Here is a 26,713-nt window from a genome sequence, read left to right as displayed (position 1 = left end):
GCTAATTTCAATGAATTTATGAAATTCATTGTGCTTGGTTCGTTACGATTGAGATATATTCTTCTTCTTTAAGCCTTGTCACCTTACAGTTCTCGTTGGATTCAAATTCTACTATTCTCTCTTCAATTGTTTTATTAGTACGATCTTTAAATTTGTCCTCTCGATCATAGTGAGGGAAAATAAACTTGTCGGTTACACCTAATGCCTTAAAATCCGTTAAATCCATTGTGTTCATCTGTGGAGTAAAGAAATCGACAATGTTAATATTCGGCCCCAGTAATAACGCTCCAGCACTTACTCCGACTATAATTACATTCTGTGCGGCGAGCGTCTTAATAATTTCGTCGGCCCCGCTTTTCTTCGCATAATACAATAATGTAAAGGGATTTCCACCGTTGATATATATAACATCTCGATCTACGAGAATTTGCGGGTCATCGAATTCAATATCTACAAAATCGATATGCTGAAATCCCATGTCCTTAAAATCTTGCATCGCCCTTTGCGCATACCTATTATTTTCTTTCATAGGCGAGCCTGTTGTAATAATAGAGACCTTTAATCGAGAAAGATCTCTATCCATAAAATCGAGAAATTGATTTTTGATATCTTCAGTAATAAAACCGCAAGAAGTGAGTAACAATCTAGTCATTGAAAATCCCCTTCCTTAAAATAATTCTTGATGCTTCGGATTATGCAGCAAACAGTTTCACATGCCAGAGAGTAGATGACATCCTTGGTGTATAGGTATTCTCATTTATCATGTCTTCTAGCACTTTTATACCTTCTTCGATATTCCTGTCATCTATGTCTGTCTTCACCTCTATTACTATTATATTTTTTATACGTTTTATTAACGATCTCAGGCTATTTCATCTAATGTTCTCGTATTCACGCCCCCCACTCGCTTAGGTAACTCCTATCTTAGCCAGTAAGGGTTGTCTGTTGAATTCACATCTTTTTTTGAATAAGCTATTGAGTTTATAATTTTTTTTCCATTACAACGCTCGTTTCTTTGTAGCCTAGCTTTTCATATAAGCTACGTGCTATTGGATTATGAGCAAAGACGTGAAGTCCTATACTCTTTATGCCTAATTCTCTGCCCACTTTTTCTATATCCTCCATCGCTTTCTTACCAAATCCACGTCCTCGGTAATCTTCACTAATCCTTATATCGTAGATAAACCCCTTGTTGTTTGGTTTCAATGCCAACCAAATCATGCCAACCTCTTTGCCATCAAAACGAATTGTAAATAATTTATTATTAGGAGTTTTCTCGTCATCCGGCAAAAGTTGTTCGTATTGTTCTGTTGCCTTACTGATTGATTCCCGCTCACTCCAATTACCAGATTGAACGTTGCTTTCTGCATAGCTTTTAATTGCTGAATTTAGATACTCCTGGAATTCGGTAGAATTCATTAAATCTAATGTAATCATTTTTTCGTTCCTCTCTTGAAATATTTCACATTTCAATTAAAATATCCTTATTTCCTTTGGCAAGATTTCCCTTATTTCAACGATGAATTTAAATAAGCTTTGTTTATTAAAATCTTGCGCCGATTTCCTACAGCGTTCCCGTATTTAGGAACCCCGAAGTCTGCTGAGATGACTCCTTGAAATCCATCTCGCAGACCTAGATCTCAAAGAACCGCTGCTTGAATATTATGTTATATGAAGGATATTCCCTTCTTAAGTTGTATCTAATTAGCTTCTGTATTCTAGATAGCAATGTACTCGCTCTCAGTAAGACGTATAAATTCAATATCAGCACAATAAAAATGGATGATCCCATTCTCATAATCCACGACTTCATATTTCATTGGGTAATAGCCGTTTTCCTTTAAACTTTTAATATTAAAACCACTTATTTGAGTTAGTGCTCCGCCAGATTTAAAGTGTAAGGCTTCTATGTTCGAAAATCTTATAAGTAATTCATATGTTGTCTCATTTTCTTTGACTAAGAACGTTATATGCAGTATAGAAATATTCTTAAAATATTGATCTTGAGTAATATGAAAATGAAAATCTGAAAGCCACTCGATTCTATGGATTGTAAAATTATTAATGATGGATTTTATGCTTTCTATGTTCCTAATCATCGTTGAGAGCGCTCCTAAAAACTCAATTTATGTGTCATGCATATAACGTTCCTGTATTCACGACTCAGCATGTGCTAAGTGTCCAGCGACTGCTGAGCCAAGGACGTATGTCCGCAGCGTAATATTATGTTATCTGATGCTGGCACTTCTTCGAAATAACCCTGTATATTCTTTAATTTCTTTCTTTCACAAGGTCTTCCCATTCTTCTATTGATAATTTATTGGATATATTCTTCAAGTTTTCAGGTACACTCACAAAACACATTAATTCTAAACTATTACCATCTGGATCATTGAAGTAGACTGAAGCATTTCCTTGGTTAGGTCTAACAAATGGATCTATGGAATCTCTCTTCCCAAATGGAACTGGTTCTATTTCAATCGTTTGAAGCCATTTCACACTCTCTCGAAGATCTTCATAACTCACTCGAAATGCGATATGCCTTAATGATGGATGATACGATGTTTTATGCTCTTCGCCCTGCCATAGCCCCACCCAACTCTTTTCTTTTTCAATCCAGAAGAAAGCTGTATCTTCATCTCTCCAAGCCAGTTCTAATCCTAGCTTAGAGTAAAATTCAATGGATTGTTGTAAATTGCTCACGGGTAAATGTGCTTCATATAATCCAAGTATCATTTTTTTCTCCTTTCAATCTTGCAAGTTTCACTTAACGTTCCCGTATCTACGACGTCGCACCGACTTAAGGCTACGCCAGGAGCCTTAAGTCGGTGCGGACGTGTCCGCTGAATCTGCTTCCCTGCCAGTTGCTTAATGCGGACCGAGAGGCCACCGGGCCCGAAGCGTGGATATGATGTTATCTGATGGTAACACTTCTCGAGTAACTTACACATATTTCTTCAAACTCTCTTTATAGATTTCATAGTTCTCGTCATCAAAGCAAACGAACTGAATATGCAATATCGATTCATTACTATTAACAAATTCTGCCACTGTGTTGATTGCTATTTCGGATGCTTCTCTCTTTGGATATTTGTATATTCCAGTGCTTATATTCGGAATTGAAATACTTTGAAGATGGTTATGTACCGCCAGTTTCAAAGTATTTATATAACAATTTTTTAGTTTCTCTGCTTCATTGTTGTTACCGCCATTCCATACTGGCCCTACCGTATGAATCACATATTTTGCTTTCAATTTACCCCCTGTTGTAATAACAGCCTCGCCAACAGGACAATTCCCTTGTTTATTTCGTATTTTGATACATTCGTCTAATATTGCCTTTCCACCAGCACGATGGATAGCTCCATCAACTCCACCGCCACCAAGCAAACTTGTATTTGCTGCATTGACTATACTATCCAATTGAGACTTTGTAATATCTCCTTTTAGAACTTCAATAATAGTTTGGTTTAACTTTGCTTCCACAACTAACCCCCTTCTATTGTAATTTGTCACTTTCCTATAACGTTTCTGTACTCACGACCCAACGTATGCTGGGTGCCTGGCATATGCCAGACCAAGGACGAATGTCCGCAGCGTGAATATTATGTTATACGAAGATTCAGAAGCCTTTGACTACACTTAAACTTCTTTATTGCCCTTCTCCTCTATTCTACGTACAATTAAAAGTAAAGAATCAAAGGAGGAAAGGATATGAAATGGTCTGAGGCTAGAGTTCAGTTTCCTGATCGTTGGGTTCTTGTTGAAGCAATTTCAGCCTACTCAGCTAATAACATACGTAATATTGAAGAACTCTCTGTCATTAATGATTATGAAGATACTAAGCTTGCTTGGGATGCTTACAAGAAACATCATTCTTCTGAACCTTCACGTGAGTACTATATCTTTCATACCGCCAATGAGAACATTGAAGTTCAAGAACAAGAATTCATTGGAATTAGAGGTCTTCGATGAACATAAGATTAGTCAATGGCCTTCCTATTATTGAAGTTTTATTCACTTATCAAAATCAATCTGTCTTGCTTCCCAATGTATTATTGGATACAGGATGTGCAACTACCATCTTTGATATTGATTTAATCGAACCTACTGGCCTAACCATTGATCCGATACAAGGTCGTGCCGTTCGAATGTATGGAATTGGAGGTCAAAGTGAACTTTCATTTCAACAGCCCGTTCACTCGTTGACCTTAGACCACCATATATTAAATGATTTCGTCATTCAGCTTGGACAAACAAAAGAACCTTATGGTTTTGATGGAATCTTAGGTGTGGATTTTTTATCGACTTTGCAATTGAATATCGATTTTAAAGATATGGTAGTTAGGAAATCCTAACTGCTTTTTTCTTTTCAAGAATTCTCGTGTAACGTTCCTGTATTCACGACGTCCAACTCCCTTAAGCCAGAAGGGCGGCCGCGATGCGGTTAGGGAGTTGGATGTATCCGGCTGAATCCCTTCCCTGCAACTGCCTCACCGAATCGACTTCATCTTCTGCCGGACCGAGGGCCGAATGACTCGAAGCTTGTGAATATGGTGTTATAGATTGTTCCGGCCTTCCTGAGTTACTGGATGCTCAATCAATCAAAAAGAAAATACATATGAATCTCTTCTATGACATCACTCTCATCAACAATAAATTCTGCGAAGAATCCAAAATCACCTTGAAAGTATTCATATATCTTTAAATTTGGTTTGTTCTCAATCGTCTTCAGTTTTTCATATTTAATATTTGAATATGCATTCTTCAATTTTTCTAAATGATCCCCAACTTTTATCCCTTCAGATGTTTCATATTCATTCTTATCTAATATAATTTCTGAAAGCCATAGACTGCTTTTTTCCATTCCCAGAAACTTTAATGTTAATCCACTATAATAGAGATCCTTAGAATACATACCACTAAAGGTATCTGCCCCATCACCGAGCTGCTTAACTTGAGAAGCTTCGTCAGGCTCCCCTAATATATGCACTACAGTCTTTTCATCATCTCTCAGTTGAACAAGGGATTGTTTATATTTTATTGAATAATATTTATCTTCTTTAATATTTCCTAATTCAGGAGTTGAAACTGGCGGATCAGTTGATACAGCCTCTTCTGTAGAATCTGATTCTGTATTTGCAATTGTCGTTGGGGGTTCTATCGAAGAATTTGTAGCAGGAATTGAGGAATTTTTTTCTTTGAAATCAGAGCAACCAACAATGAGAAGTAAGATAACACATATAATTATTGGACTTATAATTTTCATTGAACAACTCCTTTTTTTGAACTTGCCGGAATTTCCTATAACGTTGTTGTATTCACGAATCCAAACGGGGTTGTCAGCTGAAATGCTCTTCGAAATCCATCCAGCAGGCCAAAGGAGCCACATCGTGTTTATATGATGTAAATTATTCTTAGATATTGCTTATTATCTGCTCTTTTTCATTGCTCTTTTTATTTTGATTCATCTTTTCAGATGTGTTATCATATTCTTAAATAAAGACCAAGTGCGGCGAACACTTGGTCAGTACAATTGGCTTGGATGGTTAATCCCTTCTTAAGTCAAGTTAGGACAAAAACCCACCTTCGGCTGTCAACCTTGGGGTGGGTTTTTACTTTCTCTTGTTGTTATTGATGTACGTTAAAAGTGCAAGAATGAATGTTCCGAAATAACAGCATTAGAGTCATCGCATCTTTCACTTCCATGGTTTCACCTCCTTTCGAAGGGAAACCATACCCACCCAAGATTCAATTGTATCTATATTTTACCTGTTCTTACATCTCCGCACAAGCGTTCTTATCTGCTTTCTTTCATTTTCCCTTTTCTCTTTGTTACCCCATCATTTTTATCATATAACGTTCCTGTATTCATGACCTAGCGCATGCTAGGTGTCCAGCGAATGCCGGATCAAGGACGAATGTCCACAGCGTGAATATTATGTTATAGGATGTCAGCAGCTTCTTCGAATCAGTTATACTTCTTATACCATTCCCTTTATATCAACATATTTTTCTTTTAATATTTCTATATATTTGAATGGAATTTCTGTGATTTTCAAAATATCTGATACTTCCAATCCCAGTTTTAAGGCGCTTCTTGCAGTCTTCAAATTATACTTTACTTTAATCATACGATCTTTAAGTAATACGTCTCCAAAATCCAGGTAATCATCAGCGATCTCACCGTTCAAAAAGAACTCTATATCATAAGTTCCTATTTGCTCTTCTATGTAAAAGATATTAATTGAGCAAAATAGCACGGCTTCTGTTGTATTAAAACTATATTTTAGGTATATAGCACGCTCTTCAAGACTTATAAATTCATCATATAACTTTCCCATAAAGGTATCATGATAATCGCTTTTATTCTCGTCACGCCACTTCCTATAGGTTTTCCAGTAATTTTCTTTCGTGCGTTTCATCGCACTATGCTTAGTGTCCCATTCAAGTAGAATGTCTTTATTCACTCAATCACTTCTCCTCAAAAAATATGTTAAATATAACAAGTTCTCTTTGTGTGTTTGCTGATTTCCTATAACGTTTCTGTATTCATGAACCCCGAAGGGGTTGTCTGCTGAAATACCTCCCCGAATTCCTTCCCGCAGACCAAGGCTCCAACGGAGCCGCTGCTTGAATGTTAGGTGAAGTTCATTGATATTCTCTCATTTTAATTTAGAATTGGTATTCTCATAAGATACTTTTACAGTTTCAACTCGAAAATTATGAAATTCAGTTCTTATTTTCTTGAATTCTTCAAAAAAAGCCTTAACATCTGACAACTGATAGTCTTCTAATTCTTTGCCTTGTTTATAAAATTCTATATCTTGTTTCAAATCTGTTAATTTAACGTAGTATTCGTGTTCTTGAACAGATTTAGAAGCATGATTATATAAGCTTTCAATAGCAGTAACCCCTGTAAGAAGAGCAGACAAAATAAATCCTACAGTGCTTCCCCAAGATATATCTTTTATTCCTAATGTAATAGTTGTTATAATACCTAATGAAATAATGAAAATCTTCCATATTCTAGCTTTTCTACGTGTTCTCACAAATTTAGGTCTAATACTTTTTATCTTTTCCTTTAAATCCATTTCTATCTTTTCTATTTTTTTAACTGCTTCCATGTGACTGCCTCCAACTTAGTACTTTGAATTTCACATAACGTTCCTGTATTCACGAACCCCGAGGGGTTGTCTGCTGAAATTCCTCCTCGAAATCCACCTTGCAGACCAAGGCTCCAAAGGAGCCGCAGCTTGAATATTATGTTATACGACGGAATCACATCTTCGAGTTAACCAACATCCTCATATATTCTATTCTTTCATTAGTCAGTTATATGTTCCAAAAGATCTCCAGGCTGGCATCCCAACGCCGTACATAATTTATCAATGACTTCTAAAGATACATACTCATTCGTGTTAAGTTTTGCCATCGTTGCCGATGAAATCCCCGTCATTTTCAATAAATCTTGTTTCTTAATCTCCCTATCAATCAATAATTTTTGAAATGGTTTATAGCTTATCATTCGGTACTCCTTCGTATCGGATTTGAATTTTTCTTTAATTATATGAAAATATATTTTCTTAATCAAAAATATCTTTGATATGTATTGACTATACTTTTCGTTATAATAAAATAATGTTTAACAAGTTAAACTTTTATTCATAAAATAAAACATGACGGACGGTGATCATTTATGTACAATTCCTTAGAAGTATTACTTGATTCGTTGATACGTAATCGAATTGAAGCCTTATATAGCGATCTTCTCAAGAACAACACCATCTATAATCAATTCTCATCTGATCGAAATCTTTACTTCAAACAGTTACATGAAATTCTACCTCAGGATATGCATAAAACTCTATTTCTTTACGATGATGCAGACCTCTCAGTTCAAACAATCCTAGAACGTGAAATCTACTTGCAAGGTTTTAAAGATGCTCTTCAATTACATAATGAATTAAATATAAATTCTAATTGAGAGCCAAACGGCTCTCTTTTCATTTGATTGTGTCGTATAACGTTTCTTTATTCACAACTCAGCGCATACTAGGTGTCTGGCGAATGCCACACCAAGGTTTTATGCTCGGAACGTGAATTATGATGTTGTACGACAGACTCGCCTCTCAGATAAACTACAATCTTGTCTCAACCTTAATTATAATTTATCTCTTTGAATAACTTATCCATTTGTTTGGATTGAACTATCTAAGAAACACGGTTTCAATAACTTTTCTATCCAATGAGTATAAAATTTTCCTATTACTTGTTCTTATATATGCTTCTCTAACATTGATGAACTCAAATAAAAATTTCCTAAGAAAAATTTTATCTTCAGTATATAGGTGTATATCTTCAAATAAAGATTGATAGAGTTCTTCCCTCTGCCACACTTCATATTTGTCAAATTCATATGGTGAATTCAATATCTTATCAAAAAAGTACTCAAATCTTCCATTGAAGGTACTTAATACAGTTCTATATAAACAAACACTATATAAAATATATCGAGTTCTTGTATCTTCAATATACATTTGGTTTAAGCCATCAATTGTAAACTCTATTGCTCGTTCAATATCTTCTCTTTCCTTCAAATAATCATTTATAAATTCCAACGTTAAAGAAATCAGTTCTTTATCAGAGAATAATTTTCTGAGTTTTACACTTTCTTCATCTTCCAACAATCTTCTTATAAAATCTTCTGTTATTTCAATATGCAAGTTATCCTCTCTCCTTCCTAAATAACCATGGATATTTAGAAGACAAATTAATATTATTTACTTGATCATAAAATAATGTTACTTTAACCAGGGGATGACGATGCATAAATTGCTGAATAACTAATTCACAATTTAAGCAGGGTTCTTTTTGAGTATAAATAAAAACTTCACCATCAAATATCCTATTCTCAAACATATATTTCGTCATCGACTCTAATATCACACTTTCGCTATCGTGTTTTCTACAGCAGGCAACTTTAGTACGAATTCCTCTGGAACGATCTACTTCTATGTATTTATAAAGAAAAGTATCAGAGGGCATACATAGAGCATCAAACATTTCATTCCATTGATTGTTTGAATATTTTTTTATTATCTTATCTAGATTATTCTTTGCGTTACTTTCTTTAATTTGACAAGTTGAATAAAAAAAATCATTTCTTTTAGGTAAACTCAGCATTCCTACAGCATAATTTCTCGTTAAATGTTTTTTGAAACTAGCTTTTCCAATTTCTCCATTCCTATATAAGTCAACAATCATTATTCTCCAGTCTAAAAATTTTCTTTTTAAAAGATATCCCTCAGAGCAACTAGTAAAATGCTCTATTATCAACGATGACTCCATTATTATTCCTCCAACACATTATAAATAATAGAAATTACTTTTTAATCTTGGATTCTGTCGTATAACGTTCTTGTATTCACGCCCCGACTTATGTAAGGTGTTCGGCGAATGCCGAACCCCGGACGAATGTCCGCAGCGTGAATATTATGTTATGCGAAGTTCATGCTTTATTACTGACTCGCATTTTTATTCATCATTTCTATTTGGCTAATCTCTTGTAAGATGGCAGGAAGTCCAGAGAAGTCCCTAGGAGCATCTTTATTATTTAATTTTTCTAAACTTCTTTCTTTAAAACATTCAATTGTATTTCCCAAGGCCTTTGCTAGATTGTTTTGTAAGATCAGTAATTCATTTTTTCTTAAATTTGAGAACTCACCAATATATGATTTAGTTACAATGTCAACGGTAGAATGAAGTTTCCAAGTCTCAGACCCTTTCCAATGCAATCTAACATGATTAGTTTCCTTCAACATCACCTTATCGTTTTCTTCATCATAATTCGCTTCATATAATTCACTATCAACAACAATTACCGGAAATACTATTGCAGCTAACTTTGGCAAAGTAAATGGCGCATTTGAGCTATCATGACTTCTAGCTCGTAATTCAGTAACACTGGTAATAGATTGGATGGCATTATAAAATAAGTCTTTTCCGTTAGATAAGGCTTGTCTCCCAGCAAAGCCAGCATTATGAGGAGAATTGAAATATGATGTATCATATAATCCTTCATTCCCTGCCATATGCCAAAGTAACGTTCTACCTAAAATTGAACCAAAAGATTGTGTAATACACGCAGCAGGATGTATAGAATTATCTGAAGTAAAAATTACCCATGGCTTATCTTTTGACCACTTACATTCAATAACGTGTTCAATCCTAATTGTATGATCATTTACCACTAAGTCGTTAGTAGCTAGCACATCTATTTCTCTCACTAAATCACTTGAATTATCTCTGACATGTACACCTTGTTTCACAAGAAATTTCGACTTTTTAAACTGCGTTGCTACATAAAACTCAAGCGAGTAACCTTCTTTTGTTAACCACTCTTCAACTTTTGATTTTAAATCCACTTTTTCATTTTTCATATTTTCCTCCAAGTGTATTTCGCATAACGTTCTTGTATTCACGAACCCGACGTATGTCGGGTGTCCGGCGAATGCCGGACCAAGGGCGAATGCTCGCAGCGTGAATATTATGTTATATGATGGAAATACTTCTTCGAGATTGCTTACTACCCTGCTCTTTTCATAGCTTTTTTATTTTGATTCATCTTTTTCGATGTGTTATCATATTCTTAAATAAAGACCAAGTGCAGCGAACACTTGGTCAGTACAATTGGCTTGGATGGTCTATTCCCTTCTAAGTCTCAGGTAAATAAAAACCCACCTTCGGCGGTCAACCTTTGGGTGGGTTTTTACTTTCTCTTGTTGTTATTGATGTAAGTTAAAAGTGCAAGAATAAATGTTCCAAATAATAACATCAGAGTCATCGCATCTTTCACTTCCATGGTCTCACCTCCTTTCGAAGGGAAACCATGCCCACCCAAGATTCAATTGTATCTATATTTTACCTGTGTTTACATCTCCGTACAAGTGTTCTTATCTACTTTTTTGTATTATTCCTATGTTCTATTTTCAGCTTATCATTTCTATCATATAACATAATATTTACGAACTTCGTATATTCCTCTCATTTCAACCTTATATCCTAACTACATCTAATATAACCCAACTTGTTCCATCTGCGAAATCACAGATGCACAAAAAGCAGCCCTCACACTGCGGCGTTTGTTAGAACGAGCTAACAAGCACAGCTGCAGTGACCTGGGACTGCTTTCCTTAAAACATCAGCCTTACAACTGAATCAAAACACTTAAAACCTTACTTCCCGCCCACACTCCATACGACACGCTCGCTCATCGCTTTATGTTGAGCGATCAGGCAGAGCTCTGCGGCTTTGAAAGCGTGCTCCTGCGTCATTGCCGTCTCGGTGCGATCCAGACAGTCGCGGATGAGCTGACCGAAGAACGGGTAGCCGACTTTGCCTTTGACATTGTATCTGAATTCACCCTCATGGTTGACCAGGTACACCTGATCTCCTTCCGACTCGCGGGCGATGTCGATGTACTTGCGCAGCTCGATGTAACCGTCTGTTCCCAGAATTACGGTGCGTCCGTCGCCCCATGTGCCAAGACCATCTGGCGTGAACCAGTCTACGCGGAAGTAGCCGGAAGCCCCGTTATCACCGATCAGAGAAGCTTCACCGAAATCCTCCAGCTCCGGAAACTGTGGATGATTGAAATTGTTAACCCGACTGAAGGCTACCTGTGCATCACTGCATGAAGCAAAGGTCAGGAACTGCTCAATCTGATGACTGCCAATGTCACAGAGAATACCACCATACTGCTCATGGTTGAAGAACCAGTCTGGTCGTCCTCCGGCATTCAAGCGGTGCGGCCCTGTGCCCATAACCTGAACTACTTTGCCGATCGCACCCTGTTCGATCAGCTGCCCCGCATAGATGGCACTTTCCACATGCAGGCGTTCACTGTAATACACCATGTATTTCTTGCCTGTGCGTTTCACTTCTGCACGTGCCAGATCTAATTGCTCCATCGTTGTGAACGGGGCTTTATCCGTAAAATAATCCTTACCCGCTGCCATCACTCTCATGCCAAGCGGCGCACGATCTGACGTAATGGCGGCGCTTGCTACCAGCAGCACCTCATCATCCGCGAGCACTTCCGCTTCCGATGCAGCAATCTGTGCTTGCGGGAACTGCTTGCGGAATGCCTCAACCTTGGCCGGGTCCGGGTCATATACCCATTTGAGTGTAGCCCCTGCGTCCAGCAAACCGCCAACCATGCCATAGATATGCCCGTGGTCCAAAGCAACTGCCGCGATGGTGAACTCGCCCGGTCCGCATACAACCTCTTTGGTCACACTTTTTGGTGCGTAGAACATTCCGTCTTTCGCCATATCAACCCATCCTCTTTTCGAATTATATTTAAATGTACTTCACGTTATTCTGTCATCGGAGTGTTCCGTGTAAATCTCTATTCCAATTTATCTACATCTCATTTAAACGTCTGACTCAGATCGGCAGGCTGACCACCCGCATATGCTTTGTCTTTCTTCGTTGTTGAATTGGCAATACGCTCCTGCAAATGCTCGTAGAACAAGTCTTCATCGATCGGCAGATTCACCCAATTGTCCGTCCAGGTGGATAGCAGCATAGCGTTGGATAACGTCAAACCGTGAATCCCATCCTGCCCGGGAGCAATCAGTGGTGCGCCTGTACGAATCGCATCAACCCAGTTACGGATCAGACCCGGATGTCCCGTTTCGATGCCCGTAATCGGCACGTCACATTTCCAGCATTCCGGCTGCCCGAAGCCTCCCGTAAAGCGCTGGTTGAACTCCGGCTCTGATTCGCGCAGCCGCCAGAAGGTGAGCTGGCCGTCTTCAATGACGATTTTGCCGCGGTCGCCACCCACCTCAAAGCGGTTCGTTCCTGGCGCTTCACCCGTGGTGGTTACAAATACGCCGGTTGCTCCATTTTCATATTCCACATACGCAGTCACATCATCTTCTACTTCAATGTTTCGATATTTGCCGAAGGAGCAGAACGCACGCATACGCACAGGCATCATGCCAATGGTCCACTGCCACAGGTCCAGCTGATGCGGGTCCTGATTAATCAGCACGCCGCCTCCCTCGCCTGCCCATGTTGCACGCCAGCCGCCGGAATCATAGTAGCTCTGAGAGCGATACCAGTTCGTAATGATCCAGTTGGTACGCCGTACCTCGCCTAGCTCACCGGATGCAATCAGGTCACGCAGCTTGATGTACAGCGGGTTCGTCCGCTGATTGTACATGATGGAGAACACTTTGCCGCTTGCCGCAGCCGCCTCGTTCATCTCTCGCACCTGTTTGGTATATACACCCGCTGGCTTCTCAATCATGACATGCAGGCCATGCCGGAATGCCTGGATCGCTTGTTCGGGATGATCATAATGCGGCGTAGCAATAATAACGGCATCAATTGTGCCTGAAGCCATCATCTGCTCTGCATCCTGCCAGTACGTGACCGTGGACGGAAGATTACTTGTTACCCAGCTTTCCATCTCTTTTCTCACATCACATACTGCTGCCAGCTCAGCACCCGGAACTTCCCCTGCCGCCAAGGTTCTGGCATGTGACGCACCCATATTTCCAATACCAATGATCGCTACTCGAACCATACTCATGCTTGCTCCTCCTCGTTTATACGACGCTCGATTGCCGCAAATACATCTGCAAAATGCTGTAACATCACTTCGGACTGCAAAACTCCGCTAAAATCTTCAATCCCGTAATAACCGTCATACCCGACTGCTCTCAGATCACGTACCATCTGCACCCAGTCAACCATGCCTTCCGTTAGCGGAGCCCAATGACATTGCCAGGATGTGCTCAAAGGCAGTTCAGAACCAGAGCTTGGGCTTGATGCCGCGCGATCCCCAGTATTTCCGGCTTCTTTCACATACCATCCGGCATTTTTCACATGCACATGAGCGAGATAAGGTCCAAGCAGTTCAAGTCCCATACGGTGATTCTCATACCCTTCATGCACCATATTGCCTGGATCGTAGAGCACCCCGACGTGCTCCGGGTCAAGAGATTGCACAAGTCGGTGAGCCAGAGAAGCTGTGGGTGCAATCGTCTGATGGTGTGTTTCTACAACTGCTTTGATGCTGTACTGTTTCGCCATATCCTGTACTTCATCTAAATAACGAACGGCCTTCGCATACAACTCGGGATAAGCGGTCGTGCGATCATAACCGGGTACACCTACACGCATCATCGAAGCACCGAGTTTGGATGCAGCCTGGAATGCTTGCTCTGCTGCCGGCAAGTCTCCACAGCTCAGATAAGGCACGAGTGCAATGGATTGTCTTCCATGTACCGCAGCCGCTTCTCGAAAAGCCGGCACCTGTTCCTGCCACCTGTCCGGGTCGATGGAACAGCGGTTGTTTCTCCAGAAGGAAGGCTGTTCGGACAGCGCATCCTCCGGTATGCCGCGAAATCTCCACTCAATACCCTCGATGCCCGCCGCTGCGGCGGCTGAAGCCAGTTCCGCTGCATTCAAATCTGGAACTGCAACGGTGAATACGGACAGTTTCATAACCATGAACCCTCCCATGTAAACGCATTCATTTCATGTCATAAACGCATTGTATCACTCTCTCGCACACCACCATAGAGCATAAAGCAAACAGATGAATGTCAGATAACAATCCGCACATATTCCCCATCCAGAGATAACGTTTCACATTACATCCGATTACAAAATAATAAAAAGCAAGCTCTTCCGAGTCGTCAAATAAATAAAATAAACATCTCCGATTCAAAACAAAAAAGCACTTCCGGATCAGAAATTACTTCTGTTCAGAAATGCCTTTATATCTAACAATGCTGGAACAGCTTGCCCATTACAATACCAGTGCCGTTGCCAATGCCTGTACCTTACTATTTCTATTTCAATACAACCGTTCTAATCCCGGTCAAAAAACACATGCTCTGCCTGCAGCTTTCCTTCTTCTACCGTCATGATGCCAAAAGAAAAACGCTTTTGGAACCGGCGATCTGTCGGTGAGCCCGGATTAAATACAAGCACGTCATCCACCGTATGCATCACCGGAATATGAGAATGTCCATAGATCACCGCATCCAGCTGTTCGCCTGCAAAGGTTTGGATCGCATTCTGTTCTGTGCCCTTTGATCCGCGGTGACCATGCACTAGCCCAAGCCGCAGCCCCTCCACTTCGACAATTCGGGAGAAGCCAAGCTTCTCCCCGATCTCGGACGGGTCGGTATTGCCAGCCACACCTTCAACGGGAGCATAACCGCTAAGCAGTTCATATACACTCCAGTCTGACCAGTCACCCGCATGCAGAATCAGATCTGCACCGGTCAAAGCGTCTGCAAGTGGTGCCGGTAAAGTTCGTGCCTTTTTGGGCAGATGTGTATCAGAGATGACTATGATTTTCATGTGTCAACCGCCTTCCCTTCGTTAGGCTTTCTGCTCTGTCTCTAATTGTGTTGTCTCCATCTGCTGCGAGCAGGAACGTTCCATATCCTCAAGTGTAATCGATGCAAAAAACTGCTCTACCTTCGACTCGGCAATCCGATACAGATTCGTCAGCAGACTATCCATCTGGATGCCTACCTCACAGTTCGGGTTGCAATTTCCATGGATCGGGAACAAGGGACCCTCGTCTTTGGCGGCCTGATAGATCATATCCAATGTGATCTCACTGGAAGGCTTCGCCAGATAAAAGCCTCTGGTGCCTGGTGAGGAATTGACCAATCCTGCCTTCTTGAGTCCCCCCAGAATCCGTCTGACTACGACAGGATTCGTATTCACGCTGCCCGCAATATCTGCGGACGTTATTCGTTCAGGCGCGCTGAGAGACAGTAACAACAAACAATGCACACTGACCGAAAAATGAGTACTCATGATTAACCACCTTTATTTAATATAATCCTGGATACATCAGCTTTATTCCGTAAACAGATCCTGTTCAGGACGTGCTCTCGCTTTAAGCTGCCGCACCGTATATTCCAGTTGCTTTACGATATCATCCAGTTGTTTGCGATCAATCTTGTTCGGATCATTCACTGGTTTGACCGAGTTTTTCAGATCGCGGATCGTGAGCTGCTGTTCCTGCCATTTATCCATCAAATCGGCGATGTTGGCATAAAAGCGCTCATAGTCTTTAATGACCAGATCGAGATATGCATCCACCTCATCCGGGTCATACCCACGAAGTTTATAATTAAACTGCTTCTCATGAATGGATAAAGCATCCAGCTGTACACCCAGTTGTTTGAACAATTGTCTTTGTTTGTCCAATCTTCGTTTCATATGTTCATCCATCTTGACAACCCTCCATTGTAGCCGAGCAGCGGTTCTATGCTCTGGGCACAGAACTCACGGCAATATCTCTCTCTATTTTTTATAACACATAATTCATCAGATATAAAACGAAACCATGTTTCCATAGCAAAATGATTGCTTCTCCCGCTTTTCGGGTAAGAAGTCTCTACAACCCAAAGCAGGAAAGGAGCATGTGCTTATGAGTACATTAACCAAGGATCAACGTCAGGAATTGGAACAGGCGCTGCTCGAGCAGCGTGAAGATTTGCAGCGACATTTCGAATCCAGCATGGAGGATGGTGCTCCCGCCGAATCGCTCAAGGATTCTACCGGTGAACTTTCCTCTTATGATAATCACCCTGCGGATGCAGGTACAGAAACCTTTGAACGCAGCCGTGATCTCGCCATTGATGACACCTTGACAGATGAGTTCAATCAGGTGAATGATGCCCTTGAGCGCATGGAAGAGGGAACCTATGGCACATGTGTCACATGTGGGAAAGACATTCCTTTTGAACGGCTGCAAGCCATCCCGTATACTGCTTATTGTATTGATCATACCCCAAACCGCGACGTAAGCAATGACCGCCCTGTTGAGGAGGAGGTTATGACAATGCCGCCGAGCGGAGCTGGAGAAGTGAGACAGCGCAATGCAGGTAAGTTCGACAACGCAGAGGCCTGGGAAGCGGTCGAGGAATATGGTACATCCAATTCACCTGCCATGGCCGCCAAACGGGATGTGCAGGATTACGACGAGAACATGTAAAGGGATATCAAATGCTGATTCAATCCTTGCCGTTACGTACTAATACTAAAAAGCCGCCAATGGCGGCTTTTCTGCTGTCATGTCCCTGTCTGTGCCTGCTTAACCTTAGCCTGCGCTGCGTGTGGTGTTCTGAGTGACCTTTCCCTGCAGCTCTAATTACACACACTCTTGACCGCACTTCTTGACTTAACTTCTTGACTTCATTTTGACTTCGTATGCTCTTCTCAGCTCCACCTGCTCCCCTGGCTGGCTCTCCTTACTTTCTCTACTGCCGTTCAGTTTGCCCTGAGCCGTGCAGTCACCGGGGCATTCCATGGCTGGAACCTTTTGTTCATCTCATACAACAGACTTAATTCTCAGACTGACCTTCAGGTGACTGCTGAGCCTTCCGCTTAGCAGGACGTCTGGAGGTTTTATCGGTGGGCAAAGTATGCAGGGCTTCTGTTGTAACGGATGCAGCAGATGCGGACGAATTTTTCGGTCCTCCCGTCTTCTTCTTCCTGGCCCCAGTCTCATTAGCCTGAGCCTCCAACGGAATTTCCTTGGACAGTGCCGTAAACAGCTGAAAAACATGCTGGTCAGCATTCTTTTCATTTTTGTTCAGATAAGGCTTGCACAGCTCCACAATATTCTGATATAACGCCTCGATTTCATCTGCCGTTGCATACAGAGTCATATCCGAAATAAACCGTTTCTCCTGCTCCCCTTGCTCTGCCTGCTTCATGAAGCGCAGACGGCTCTGCTCGAACATCTGGTTCAGCAGCTTTAACGTCTCTGAGCGAAATACCTGCTTCAGCGGTGCATTCTCATGCTCCTCGTCCTTGTGACGCAGATGAATTTCACCTGAAAAGGGCTCGTAATATTTGGCGATAATACCGTTAATCTCACGGGTGGATACCATGCTTAGAAGACCAATCTTCTCCAGCTTCTTCACATGATAGTGAACCTTGGCGGGCACCTCTCCCATCAGATCGGCGATTTCCTTCACCGTGGAGGGTCTCCCCTGCCTGTTAAACATATTCATAATCTGTATCCGGTACGGATCAGAGTATATTTTGATCTCTTCAATCGTTGAAAGCACTTTGTGCTGCTGCATGCCTGGTTCCTCATTTCCGGGGTACGTGCCTGCCCTTCGTTCTCTCTATTATACCTTTCAGTCAGGACCCCGGTCAAAACCGGATACACTTACATCTCTTGGCGAAAGCTTTTGCTCGCCAGCAGTACAAGTGCAGACAACCCAAGCAGGACACCGAACACAATAAACAGCACATGCATTGAAAACCAGTCCGCAAGCACACCCGATAGCAGACTGCCCAGTGGGGACACACTTAAAACCAGCATGCTTTGCAAAGCTGATACTCTTCCAAGCATCTCGGAAGGAGTAACCTCCATCAGATATGAAGCCAGCGGAGTTGTAGCCAGCGGAATCCCCAAGCCCATCAGCAGACAGAAGAAACCTGCAACCGGGAGCTGAAACGCCGTCATATAAGCGGGAACCGCTGTCATTGCATAACCAAAACCAGACATTACAATGCCAGTGATGATCAGCACACTTTTACGATAACGGACTCCCCAATGGGACATCCACAGACCTCCAATGACAATCCCCCCGACTAACAGTCCGCTAAGCAGACTAAGCCCCCAGGCATCCGCGTGCAGCGTCTCCATCACGTACGGTGTACGAAGCACATTAAAGGGCATCAGGCAGAAGTTCACCAAGGCAAACAGAATAGAGCTGATCAGTAACAAGGCATGTTTACGTAGAAAATGAAAAGCATCCGCCATCTCGGCTATCAAACTTCGGGCGGCAGAAGATACACCACGAGCGGGCATACCTTCGGGATAATGCACACGGCTCATAAGTAAAGCACTGAGGGCAAAAAGCGCGGCATCGATCCAGATCGTACACGCAATGCCAACCGTTGCAATGCATGCACCTGCCGCAGCGAGACCGGCTAACTCAGCCAGCCTGGTGGCAGATGTGGTCATCGCGTTACCTGATAACAGCAGGGATGGTGGAAGCAAGCGGGGAACACTGGACACCTCGGCAGGTGACGTAAAGCATTCCAGCAAGGAATTCAGAATGGTGAACAAAAATAAATGCCAGACCTCAAGCTGACCAAGAGCAAATAAGAGAGCTGTCAAACCAACCATAACACCACGTCCGGTATTGGTCATGACGATTACTTTTTTGGGGGACAAGCGATCCACCAGCGCACCAGCGAACAGGCCAAATACAATATTCGGTAGAAAATTAACAGCCAGCAGGGTGCCCATCAGCACCTTCGAGCCTGTCAACATGTACACCATCCAGCTGTATGCAATCGAATCTATGGAATCAGCAAAACGGGATACCATTTTGCTCATCATAAACTGCATATATGGCCTGATTCGAATGAGTTCCCCTAATCCTTGTTTGCCAACCACTGTGCTGCCATTCATCTGCCCCACTCCTCAACGTGAAAATATTTTTAATGTTAATATTATTTTAACGGAGTTTTCGTAAAAATCAATACTGACGTGAAAATATTTTTAACGACATATTTAACGATGAGTTTTCACGATAGATTAGAATGATCATTTGACAGGTAGAGTGTTGATTGAAGTGGCAAACAAAAGCAGTTCCGTTCCAGATTTGTTTCCAAGCAAAAAAAGACTCTCATCCGCATGGATGGAGCCGCCTTCTATTCTTTATTCATTTTTACAGCCTCGGTAAAATGGTTATTAGACAGCCGCTGCACTGCATACCAGCACACCAGCACTTCTGCTTCAGGAGCCTACTCCACCGGACTCCGATCCACCAGCACGCGCTGACGCGTTCGGGCCGATTCCAGACAAGCGTCGATTACACGCATATTCAGAATGGTGTTGCTCGGACTAAACGGTAAAGGCTTGCCCTCCAACGCTGCCTCTGCAAAAATCTCCGCCTGCAGCACATAGGAGTTCGAGACCGATACACGCTCCTCCCTGCTTACCGAATCCGTATGGATGATAATCTGCGGTGGAATATCACTGTTCTCCCAGCCGAACACCTTAGGCAGCTCAATTCGGCCTTCCGTGCCGAGAATTTCCATCTCAGCCCTGCCGGACGCCCACATGCCGCAATCAAAGGTCAGCGCTACCGAATTCGGAAACTCGATCAGTCCTGAAGCCATCATATCAACGCCATCATGCTCTTCCGAGAACAAGGCATGTACGGTGACCGCTTCAGGCTCGTCTCCCAGATACATGCGGGCAGCAGAGATCGGATATACGCCGAGGTCAAAAATAGAACCGCCGCCCATCTCTCTTTTGAAGCGTACATTCTCCTTATCATCCGCGGTATTACACGTAAAGTTGCCATGTATCGCTCTAACCGTTCCAATCTCGCCACTCTCGATAATCTCCTGCACACGTCTGTGCTTCGGGTGATAACGATACATGATCGCCTCCGCAAACAACACACCATGACGTTCACATGCCTCGATCATCTCGGCAGATTGCTGCGCATTCAGCGCTGCGGGCTTTTCACACAGGACATGTTTTCCCGCCTCGGCAGCTTTGATCGTCCATTCTCTGTGCAGATGATTCGGCAAAGGAATATAGACAGCCTGGATATCCGGATCAGCCAGAAGCTCCTCGTAACTGCCATAGGCTCTAACAATGTCCATCTCTTCAGCTAAAGCTTGTGCTTTTTCCTTCGAGCGGCTGGCAATCGCCAGCACTTCACCACGTTCGGACTGCTGAATCGCAGGAATAATTGCTTTTTTGGCAATCGTAGAAGTTCCGAGTACACCCCACTGCAGAGGTCTGTTCATGCTCATCGTCCTTTCGTACCGTAGTTATCCGCTTCCGCCTTGTGTAAAATGCCAAGACAACGATCCAGATCGGCTTTGACCTGTTTTTTGTATAACTCGGCTTTCGCCGCACCCTCATCCGTGAAGTGATAGAGCACGATTTCCTGAAAATCTACCTTCGGATCATTACCCTTTAATTTTTTGGTTCGATAAAAGATACCCTGCTGCACCAGCTCATGTAAGGCCCGATATACCTCGCTCTGCGGCGGCACGTATCCGTAATCCTTGAATTCCTGCTTCATCGCCTCCAGCATCTCGTAGCCATATCCTCTGTGCTGCTCGACCATCGTAATAAGATAAACCTTGATAAATGCCCGCTGTGCAATCATAAAAGCCATGAGCTTTCCCTCCTGTCAGAACCTGTCTATCTTTCATTATAAAACATATGTTCTGATCCTGCCATCTTGATCCTGATCTCACCTTTATGACAAACGTCTGAGTAGAGCAAGCAGGATCAAGGTGAGGAAAGCAAGCTTGAGGTGAGAACTCCGTAGAATTTATCTTTTATTATTGTGAATTTTTCATGTAATGATATATTCACTTGGATAGTAATGAATCCGTTGTTCCTTGGGTTTGCGGGCGCTTGGACGGCACCGTACCTACGATCCATTTTCCCCATTTCAGACGAGAGATCAGCCAGGTCAGCCCACAAGAAACTGCAAGTGCAGTGAGCCAGGTGATAATCATACGAACAATCGGATTCCATCCCCAAGCCACGTAAAACCATTCATCTGGAATGTAGCTATAACGAAGCACCAGCATATGCATCAGATAACCGCCATAGGACATGCCGCCAATCCATGCCAGCCCGTGCAGCACCATTGGCTGCTGTAGCTTTACGGCTAACTGGTATATCACCAGGATTGAGGAGATTAGGAACAGGATCATATCCGGCCTGATCAGGGTGACTCTGTAGAAGCTGATCTGAAGGCCATCGGGCTTCTGAAACTCCAGCATTAATAGATAAATAAACCGCAGACCCAGTACAATAAACACCAGCCAGGATACCCAGCGAAGACGATGAACCCATTTTCTCCAGTTCTGGACAGACAATCCCGCTGCGGCCCCAAGCACGAAATAAAAGAAAAAATAAATAAAATTACGGTCGGCATAGGTTGTAAAAGCATCGGTCAGCACCGGAATCTGCAGCGGCTCCATCCAGCGAGCAATGGTACTCAATTGATCAGCCAGGATCAGATAAACGATGCCTGAGATCAACAGGGCAATCATACGCCCCTTTGCTTGATAACGCTGATATATGTACCGAATGCTGCGTAGGAACAAAGGGAAAAACACATAGATCTGGATCAGCATGATGATGTACCAGAAATGTGAGGCCGTTTTGCCCGTCACCACCTTCAGTCCAAGATCAGAAAGCTCCTGCCAGCCAAAGCCTGTCCAGCTTCGCGGGGTAAGTATAAAATAGATGAGCGTCCACACTACGTAGGGCAAAATCACGTCCATTACTCTTTTGCGCATAAACTGGCTGTAGTTCAGCTGCTCCCCTGTGTTGTAGAACAACACCATCCCGGTTATAAATATAAACAGCGGTACAGCAAACTTGGATAGCATCAGCAGCACTGCCATCACTACACCGTCCTGAAGTCCAGCTTGCGGAACGAGTGAATAATGAGCAATGGAATGCTGGAGTACAACAGCAGCAAAGGCCATTCCCCTTAAGGTTTCTATTTCGATAATCCGTTCTTTGCGAGGCAAAATCATCAGCCTTTCCTTATATTTTTGTTCTTGCTTACGATGTAAAAAATCATTTCGGTTACCATTCTTGATTGGAGGTTCAGAATACCCATGTCAGACAGATCATCCAATGGTTCTGATTCCAAATATGTACAGCAGCAGCCTATCATCGGAAACGAACGCAAATTAATGAGCAGTCCTTCCGGGCCACAACCGGACTCATCACCTTTCTTGGCATCATTCTGCTTGTGATTGGCATCGCGCTTGCAATCCTGCTCTATGTATTGTTATTCCCTGTTTGACCAGGAAAAACAAGGGCCTGAAGTAAAACAGGGCCATCGACCTGGAATACAGCTTGAGCTGCTAGCAGGATGGATACAGGAACAAGCTTAGTTTCTGTATGTGAAAGGGGCAAGGTTCTGTATAAGGGAGAAAACCGGCCTCCTCAGCGGAGACCGGCTGCTGTGCTTTGTATAACCTGTAGGCATGATTTTTTGCAGTTTTTCACAAAACCAGTTTGAAATGACAGACTCGCTACCTTTACAAGAAGGTATTGTTGCCATAACGCGCGGCTTTGGTCTGTGCTTCCATCCGGCGCTCTTCCATATCCAGATCTGATCGGACATTATTTCTTTCATCCAGCTCCGATCGGACTGCATTGACATCTTCACCGTGCACGGCATCTCTGCTCGCATGTCCCGGTCTGCCCAGGTTAAACACATCGTATACAGCGCTGTCCCGATCGGTCGAGTCTACCAGCAGCAGAATTTTACCGTTCTGCACATATTCTTCATATTGTTTAGCATCCTCTTCCGGAATCCCGAGTCCGACAAGTCCGCCCACCAGTCCTCCGGCTCCTGCCCCTACAGCAGCGCCTGTGAAGGTTGCTGCAATAGGTCCTGCCGCCAGAATTGGACCAATGCCCGGGATTGCCAGTGCGCCGATACCTGCGAGCAGACCCGCCACACCGCCAAGCAACCCGCCGGTTGCTGCTCCCGCAGCCACACCCTCCGGTGCTTTTGTGCCCGTCTCCTCACGAATGGCTTTCAGCTCATCCCGATCCTGTGTAACGACAGATATTTCATCCGATGCAAATCCTTCCGCCTTCAAGCTTTCAATAGCCTCGGATGCTTCACGTTCTGTATTAAACACACCTACGATTTTCTTCTGCATAGTGAATACCTCCTCATTGGTTTGAGTGGTTCGCTATGTTATTACCCGTCATATCATCTTTCAAACGTTCGAAAGATGATGATCGTGATCGTATGAAAATGAATCTATGAAAGCTGGACTACACATCTTTTACATGGAGCACTCTGATGACAGAACAATCTTTGCATATCCAGATCAAAAGAATACATACCCTTATGACCGGGTTAGCACAAGAGCAAAAAGAGGATAAATATGTTGGACATTTGAGATAATGATCGCCATTGAGCATCATTGCCATTTCGTTGTTCAGCAGGCCAATTGCATCTTCGTGAACGTCTGAATATGCACCGGCCTGGTTTTTCAAAGAGCTTTATATCTTTTAAGTTAACTTCAGGTTGTTCTCGGTTTTGCCCGATTCGTTGCTGTCGCCTCAAGAGGATCATCCGGCCAATAATGCTTCGGGTATCGTCCCTTCAGGTCTTTTTTCACCTCAAAATAGGTTTTGCGCCAGAAATTCGCCAAATCTCGTGTCACCTGAACAGGTCTCTGTGCAGGGGATAACAAATGTAATGTTACGGGCACGCGCCCGCCTCCGATTCGCGGTGTCTCCTGCTGACCAAACATCTCCTGCAAACGCACTGCCAGCACCGGGTCATCCGAATTACTGTAATCTACCGGGATACGAGAGCCGCTTGGAACCTGTATATGGGTTGGCGCCTCCTCATCCAGCTGCTGGCGCTGTGTCCAGCTGAGCCCGCCCAGCAGTACATCATGCATTGAAAGCCTCTTGAGATCTGCCGCGGAGCGCATGCCCGTCAGATAGGGTGTGAGCTGTTCGGCCAGTTCATCCGTCAGATGATCCTCGATCAGATCCGGCCACTCTGGCAGATGTTTATGCAGAAAACGCATGCGGTCCGCAAGTTGGCGGGAAGTTTTGCTCCAAGGCAACATATCCAGCCCTTCCAGTCGTATTCCTGTTAGCAATGCCTCCAGCACCTGCTCTTCCGGCGGCTGTGCAACTGGACTTTCCTTGATAATCAGCGCGCCAATACGCTGCCTTTTATGTGCCCGCACGCTTCGTGTAGTGCGGTCCCATGCCACCTGCACCTCCTCGTGAAGCAGGTGCTGCGCGGCACGCAGCACCGTCTGCTCCTGCAACGGCGCAGCCAGCAGGATACGCGCATCTGCGCCCTGGTCGTCTGCCTCGGCTGCGACCAGATAAGCGGAACGGCACAGCGATTCTGTCGCGCCGAGCCGTACCCCGCGGCCGCTGCTCAGCAGATAGCGGCCATCCTCCCGGCGCTGCCCGATCCGGTCCGGGTACGCGAAGGACAGCAGCAGCCCGCAGCTGTCCTCATCCGGCTGAACCGGATCGGCCGCCGGGCCGCCGAGCGCCGAGCACAGCTGGCGGCTCTCCTGCAGCATGCGGCGCACGGCAGCGCCGTCTGCGCCAGCCGCATGCGGCATAGCGCTGCTGCCTGCGGCAAGCAGCGCTTCCACGCGCGGGCGGAGATCCACGCCCGCGCCGCCAGCACTTGCGCTGCCGCTGCGGAGGCCTGCCGGCTCCTGCAGCAGCGCCGCCAGCGTGCTGGCGTAGCTGGCCAGCCCGAGCTCCGCCGCGCGGAGCAGCATGCTGGCCAGCCGCGGATGAACACCAAGTGTGTTCATCCGCCGCCCAAGGGGCGTGATGCGGCCTGCGTCATCCAGGCCGCCCAGCTGGCGCAGCAGCGCCTGTGCCTGCGCGTAGGCCGCGTCAGGCGGGATGTCCAGCCAGCTCAGCTCGGCTGGAGACTGGACACCCCAGGCGGCAAGCTCCAGCGCCAGCGGCGCAAGGTCCGCGGAGGCGATTTCCGGGCGCGCTGCATCAGGCAGCGCCCCATGAGCCTCCTCGCTCCACAGCCGGTAACACACCCCCGGAGCAATCCGCCCCGCACGTCCGCGCCGCTGATCGGCGGACGCTTTACTCACCGGCAGTGTGACAAGCCGGCTCATACCCGTCCTGGCCGAGAACGATGATGCCCGGCTCAGTCCCGCATCCACGACCACTTTCACACCTGGAATCGTAAGGCTTGATTCCGCAATGGAAGTAGATAGAACTACCTTGCGCCATCCTTCCGCAGCGGCACGTATCGCCTCATCCTGCTTCTCGGCAGCCATACTGCCATACAGCGTATGTACATTCACCTGAGCGGGGAGTGAAGCCTGCATCAGTTCCCGTTCCGTACGGTGTATCTCTCTGGCTCCAGGCAGAAATACCAGAATGTCTCCCTGCTCCTCCGTCAATGCCCGAATAATGGTGCGTGCAGTCCAGCTCTCCAGTTCAACGGCAGCCGGTTTCGGCACATATCTCGTTTCCACCGGAAATGTACGTCCGGCACAATGCACTACACGTGTGTCTTCCCCCAGCAGACTACTGACCGGAGCCGGGTCCAGCGTAGCCGACATCACAAGCAGCTTCAGATCCGGGCGCAGCATGGCCCGGGATTCCAGTGCAAGAGCAAGTCCCAGATCACCGTGCAGATGCCGCTCATGGAATTCGTCGAAAATAATCATGGCGGTATCCTCCAGCCCCTGATCCTGCTGCAGCATGCGCGTGAGCACACCTTCGGTCACTACTTCAATGCGAGTGGCTGAACTAACCCGTGTATCCATCCGCACACGATATCCAACAGTCTGCCCTGTCTTTTCACTCAAGGCTGCTGCCATTCTTGACGCAGCTGAGCGGGCTGCGAGCCTGCGCGGCTCCAGCATCACAATTTTTTTGCCCTCAAGCCAAGGCTGTTCAAGCATAGCCAGCGGCACAACCGTTGTCTTCCCTGCTCCAGGCTCGGCAATGAGAACAGCTGTATCCTGCTCACGGAAGCATTGCTGCAATTCCGGAATAATCGCTTGTATCGGTAAATCAGTGTACATGTCATCGCTCCTGAGGAATGTCTTACCCCTTCAATTTCTTCTATCACTTGCATATTTTTTCATTAATTTTCTA

At 44.4% G+C, this 26,713-nt stretch carries 30 protein-coding genes and 1 pseudogene; 4 read left to right on the top strand and 27 right to left on the bottom strand.

Translation table 11 applies throughout. From position 1 onward, the window contains the following. Positions 1 to 25: 25 nt before the first annotated feature. From ACQSGY_RS09205 to ACQSGY_RS09185, 5 genes are all read right to left on the bottom strand, one after another. Positions 26 to 652 carry a Type 1 glutamine amidotransferase-like domain-containing protein gene (locus tag ACQSGY_RS09205; protein ID WP_427051609.1) on the bottom strand — a complete coding sequence of 209 codons (627 nt, stop codon included), beginning with the start codon at positions 650 to 652 and terminating at the stop codon, positions 26 to 28. Between the two features lie 329 nt (positions 653 to 981). Further along, positions 982 to 1,437: a GNAT family N-acetyltransferase gene (locus ACQSGY_RS09200; protein WP_427051608.1), complete on the bottom strand. Its 456-nt coding sequence runs from the start codon at positions 1,435 to 1,437 to the stop codon at positions 982 to 984. 281 nt (positions 1,438 to 1,718) lie between these two features. Beyond that, complete coding sequence (locus ACQSGY_RS09195; protein WP_427051607.1) at positions 1,719 to 2,099, bottom strand: hypothetical protein; 381 nt, start codon at positions 2,097 to 2,099, stop codon at positions 1,719 to 1,721. Between the two features lie 172 nt (positions 2,100 to 2,271). Further along, positions 2,272 to 2,736, bottom strand: coding sequence for a VOC family protein (locus tag ACQSGY_RS09190; RefSeq protein ID WP_427051606.1), 465 nt, complete (start codon positions 2,734 to 2,736; stop codon positions 2,272 to 2,274). Between the two features lie 207 nt (positions 2,737 to 2,943). Further along, positions 2,944 to 3,486, bottom strand: coding sequence for an O-acetyl-ADP-ribose deacetylase (locus tag ACQSGY_RS09185; RefSeq protein WP_427051605.1), 543 nt, complete (start codon positions 3,484 to 3,486; stop codon positions 2,944 to 2,946). A gap of 228 nt (positions 3,487 to 3,714) precedes the next feature. On the opposite strand from ACQSGY_RS09185, the gene ACQSGY_RS09180 reads away from it, so the two are divergent. Both ACQSGY_RS09180 and ACQSGY_RS09175 read left to right on the top strand, forming a co-directional pair. After that, positions 3,715 to 3,975, top strand: coding sequence for a hypothetical protein (locus tag ACQSGY_RS09180; RefSeq protein ID WP_145402710.1), 261 nt, complete (start codon positions 3,715 to 3,717; stop codon positions 3,973 to 3,975). Then, a complete protein-coding gene (locus ACQSGY_RS09175; protein WP_427051604.1) occupies positions 3,972 to 4,358 on the top strand; it encodes a hypothetical protein in 387 nt (128 codons plus the stop codon). The genes ACQSGY_RS09180 and ACQSGY_RS09175 overlap by 4 nt, the downstream gene beginning before the upstream one ends. 242 nt (positions 4,359 to 4,600) lie before the next feature. On the opposite strand, the gene ACQSGY_RS09170 is transcribed toward ACQSGY_RS09175, so the two are convergent. The 5 genes and pseudogenes from ACQSGY_RS09170 to ACQSGY_RS09150 all read right to left on the bottom strand — a co-directional run bounded on the left by ACQSGY_RS09170 (position 4,601) and on the right by ACQSGY_RS09150 (position 7,528). Further along, the gene (locus ACQSGY_RS09170) at positions 4,601 to 5,269 is read right to left on the bottom strand and encodes a hypothetical protein (protein ID WP_427051603.1); all 669 of its coding nucleotides are present in this window, start codon (positions 5,267 to 5,269) and stop codon (positions 4,601 to 4,603) included. A 346-nt stretch (positions 5,270 to 5,615) separates the two neighbouring features. Further along, positions 5,616 to 5,709, bottom strand: a pseudogene (locus ACQSGY_RS09165) (putative holin-like toxin). 275 nt (positions 5,710 to 5,984) lie between these two features. Then, a complete protein-coding gene (locus ACQSGY_RS09160) occupies positions 5,985 to 6,470 on the bottom strand; it encodes a hypothetical protein (RefSeq protein ID WP_427051602.1) in 486 nt (161 codons plus the stop codon). A gap of 195 nt (positions 6,471 to 6,665) precedes the next feature. Continuing rightward, complete coding sequence (locus ACQSGY_RS09155; RefSeq protein WP_188593180.1) at positions 6,666 to 7,127, bottom strand: SLATT domain-containing protein; 462 nt, start codon at positions 7,125 to 7,127, stop codon at positions 6,666 to 6,668. Between the two features lie 200 nt (positions 7,128 to 7,327). Continuing rightward, the gene (locus ACQSGY_RS09150; RefSeq protein WP_427051600.1) at positions 7,328 to 7,528 is read right to left on the bottom strand and encodes a helix-turn-helix domain-containing protein; all 201 of its coding nucleotides are present in this window, start codon (positions 7,526 to 7,528) and stop codon (positions 7,328 to 7,330) included. A gap of 171 nt (positions 7,529 to 7,699) precedes the next feature. On the opposite strand from ACQSGY_RS09150, the gene ACQSGY_RS09145 reads away from it, so the two are divergent. Then, entirely contained in the window at positions 7,700 to 7,987 is a 288-nt protein-coding gene (locus tag ACQSGY_RS09145; RefSeq protein ID WP_427051599.1) for a hypothetical protein, read from the top strand. Positions 7,988 to 8,210: 223 nt separating this feature from the next. Here the strand turns inward: ACQSGY_RS09145 and ACQSGY_RS09140 are convergent, their stop codons facing one another. The 10 genes from ACQSGY_RS09140 to ACQSGY_RS09095 all read right to left on the bottom strand — a co-directional run bounded on the left by ACQSGY_RS09140 (position 8,211) and on the right by ACQSGY_RS09095 (position 16,278). Continuing rightward, positions 8,211 to 8,726, bottom strand: a complete 516-nt coding sequence (locus ACQSGY_RS09140) for a hypothetical protein (RefSeq protein ID WP_427051598.1) — start codon at positions 8,724 to 8,726, stop codon at positions 8,211 to 8,213. Between the two features lies 1 nt (position 8,727). Continuing rightward, positions 8,728 to 9,351, bottom strand: coding sequence for a deaminase domain-containing protein (locus ACQSGY_RS09135; RefSeq protein ID WP_427051597.1), 624 nt, complete (start codon positions 9,349 to 9,351; stop codon positions 8,728 to 8,730). A gap of 170 nt (positions 9,352 to 9,521) precedes the next feature. Then, positions 9,522 to 10,442, bottom strand: a complete 921-nt coding sequence (locus ACQSGY_RS09130) for a hypothetical protein (protein ID WP_427051596.1) — start codon at positions 10,440 to 10,442, stop codon at positions 9,522 to 9,524. 329 nt (positions 10,443 to 10,771) lie between these two features. Beyond that, entirely contained in the window at positions 10,772 to 10,864 is a 93-nt protein-coding gene (locus ACQSGY_RS09125; protein ID WP_007431380.1) for a putative holin-like toxin, read from the bottom strand. Positions 10,865 to 11,237: 373 nt separating this feature from the next. Continuing rightward, positions 11,238 to 12,335, bottom strand: a complete 1,098-nt coding sequence (locus tag ACQSGY_RS09120) for a Gfo/Idh/MocA family protein (RefSeq protein WP_427051595.1) — start codon at positions 12,333 to 12,335, stop codon at positions 11,238 to 11,240. A 98-nt stretch (positions 12,336 to 12,433) separates the two neighbouring features. Next, entirely contained in the window at positions 12,434 to 13,606 is a 1,173-nt protein-coding gene (locus tag ACQSGY_RS09115; protein WP_111271121.1) for a Gfo/Idh/MocA family protein, read from the bottom strand. Next, positions 13,603 to 14,523, bottom strand: a complete 921-nt coding sequence (locus tag ACQSGY_RS09110; RefSeq protein ID WP_427051594.1) for a sugar phosphate isomerase/epimerase family protein — start codon at positions 14,521 to 14,523, stop codon at positions 13,603 to 13,605. Before ACQSGY_RS09110 ends, ACQSGY_RS09115 begins: the two co-directional genes overlap by 4 nt. Before the next feature lie 369 nt (positions 14,524 to 14,892). Continuing rightward, entirely contained in the window at positions 14,893 to 15,390 is a 498-nt protein-coding gene (locus tag ACQSGY_RS09105) for a metallophosphoesterase family protein (protein WP_145402714.1), read from the bottom strand. Between the two features lie 21 nt (positions 15,391 to 15,411). Next, positions 15,412 to 15,858 (bottom strand): Rrf2 family transcriptional regulator, encoded by a 447-nt coding sequence (locus ACQSGY_RS09100; RefSeq protein ID WP_111271118.1) that lies wholly within the window; start codon positions 15,856 to 15,858, stop codon positions 15,412 to 15,414. Between the two features lie 42 nt (positions 15,859 to 15,900). Further along, positions 15,901 to 16,278, bottom strand: coding sequence for a DivIVA domain-containing protein (locus tag ACQSGY_RS09095; RefSeq protein ID WP_110892945.1), 378 nt, complete (start codon positions 16,276 to 16,278; stop codon positions 15,901 to 15,903). 199 nt (positions 16,279 to 16,477) lie between these two features. Here ACQSGY_RS09095 and ACQSGY_RS09090 point away from each other — a divergent pair, with 199 nt between their 5' ends. Then, entirely contained in the window at positions 16,478 to 17,044 is a 567-nt protein-coding gene (locus tag ACQSGY_RS09090; RefSeq protein WP_427051593.1) for a TraR/DksA C4-type zinc finger protein, read from the top strand. A gap of 349 nt (positions 17,045 to 17,393) precedes the next feature. Here ACQSGY_RS09090 and ACQSGY_RS09085 read toward each other — a convergent pair whose 3' ends face one another. From ACQSGY_RS09085 to hrpB, 7 genes are all read right to left on the bottom strand, one after another. Further along, on the bottom strand, positions 17,394 to 18,140 hold the full coding sequence (locus ACQSGY_RS09085) for an ArsR/SmtB family transcription factor (protein ID WP_427051592.1): 747 nt from the start codon (positions 18,138 to 18,140) through the stop codon (positions 17,394 to 17,396). Positions 18,141 to 18,229: 89 nt separating this feature from the next. Then, positions 18,230 to 19,486 carry an MFS transporter gene (locus ACQSGY_RS09080; RefSeq protein ID WP_427051591.1) on the bottom strand — a complete coding sequence of 419 codons (1,257 nt, stop codon included), beginning with the start codon at positions 19,484 to 19,486 and terminating at the stop codon, positions 18,230 to 18,232. A 335-nt stretch (positions 19,487 to 19,821) separates the two neighbouring features. After that, positions 19,822 to 20,841, bottom strand: a complete 1,020-nt coding sequence (locus tag ACQSGY_RS09075) for a Gfo/Idh/MocA family protein (RefSeq protein ID WP_427051590.1) — start codon at positions 20,839 to 20,841, stop codon at positions 19,822 to 19,824. A 2-nt stretch (positions 20,842 to 20,843) separates the two neighbouring features. Further along, positions 20,844 to 21,218 (bottom strand): helix-turn-helix transcriptional regulator, encoded by a 375-nt coding sequence (locus tag ACQSGY_RS09070; protein WP_110892954.1) that lies wholly within the window; start codon positions 21,216 to 21,218, stop codon positions 20,844 to 20,846. A gap of 199 nt (positions 21,219 to 21,417) precedes the next feature. Next, entirely contained in the window at positions 21,418 to 22,596 is a 1,179-nt protein-coding gene (locus ACQSGY_RS09065; protein WP_427051589.1) for an acyltransferase, read from the bottom strand. Between the two features lie 519 nt (positions 22,597 to 23,115). Then, positions 23,116 to 23,748 (bottom strand): general stress protein, encoded by a 633-nt coding sequence (locus ACQSGY_RS09060; protein ID WP_427051588.1) that lies wholly within the window; start codon positions 23,746 to 23,748, stop codon positions 23,116 to 23,118. 369 nt (positions 23,749 to 24,117) lie between these two features. Beyond that, positions 24,118 to 26,640: an ATP-dependent helicase HrpB gene (gene hrpB, locus ACQSGY_RS09055; protein ID WP_427051587.1), complete on the bottom strand. Its 2,523-nt coding sequence runs from the start codon at positions 26,638 to 26,640 to the stop codon at positions 24,118 to 24,120. Positions 26,641 to 26,713 lie beyond the last annotated feature (73 nt).

The organism is Paenibacillus sp. TC-CSREp1, assembly GCF_050171015.1.
GTDB lineage: Bacteria > Bacillota > Bacilli > Paenibacillales > Paenibacillaceae > Paenibacillus > Paenibacillus silvae.
This window is presented reverse-complemented; position numbering and strand designations above follow the sequence as displayed.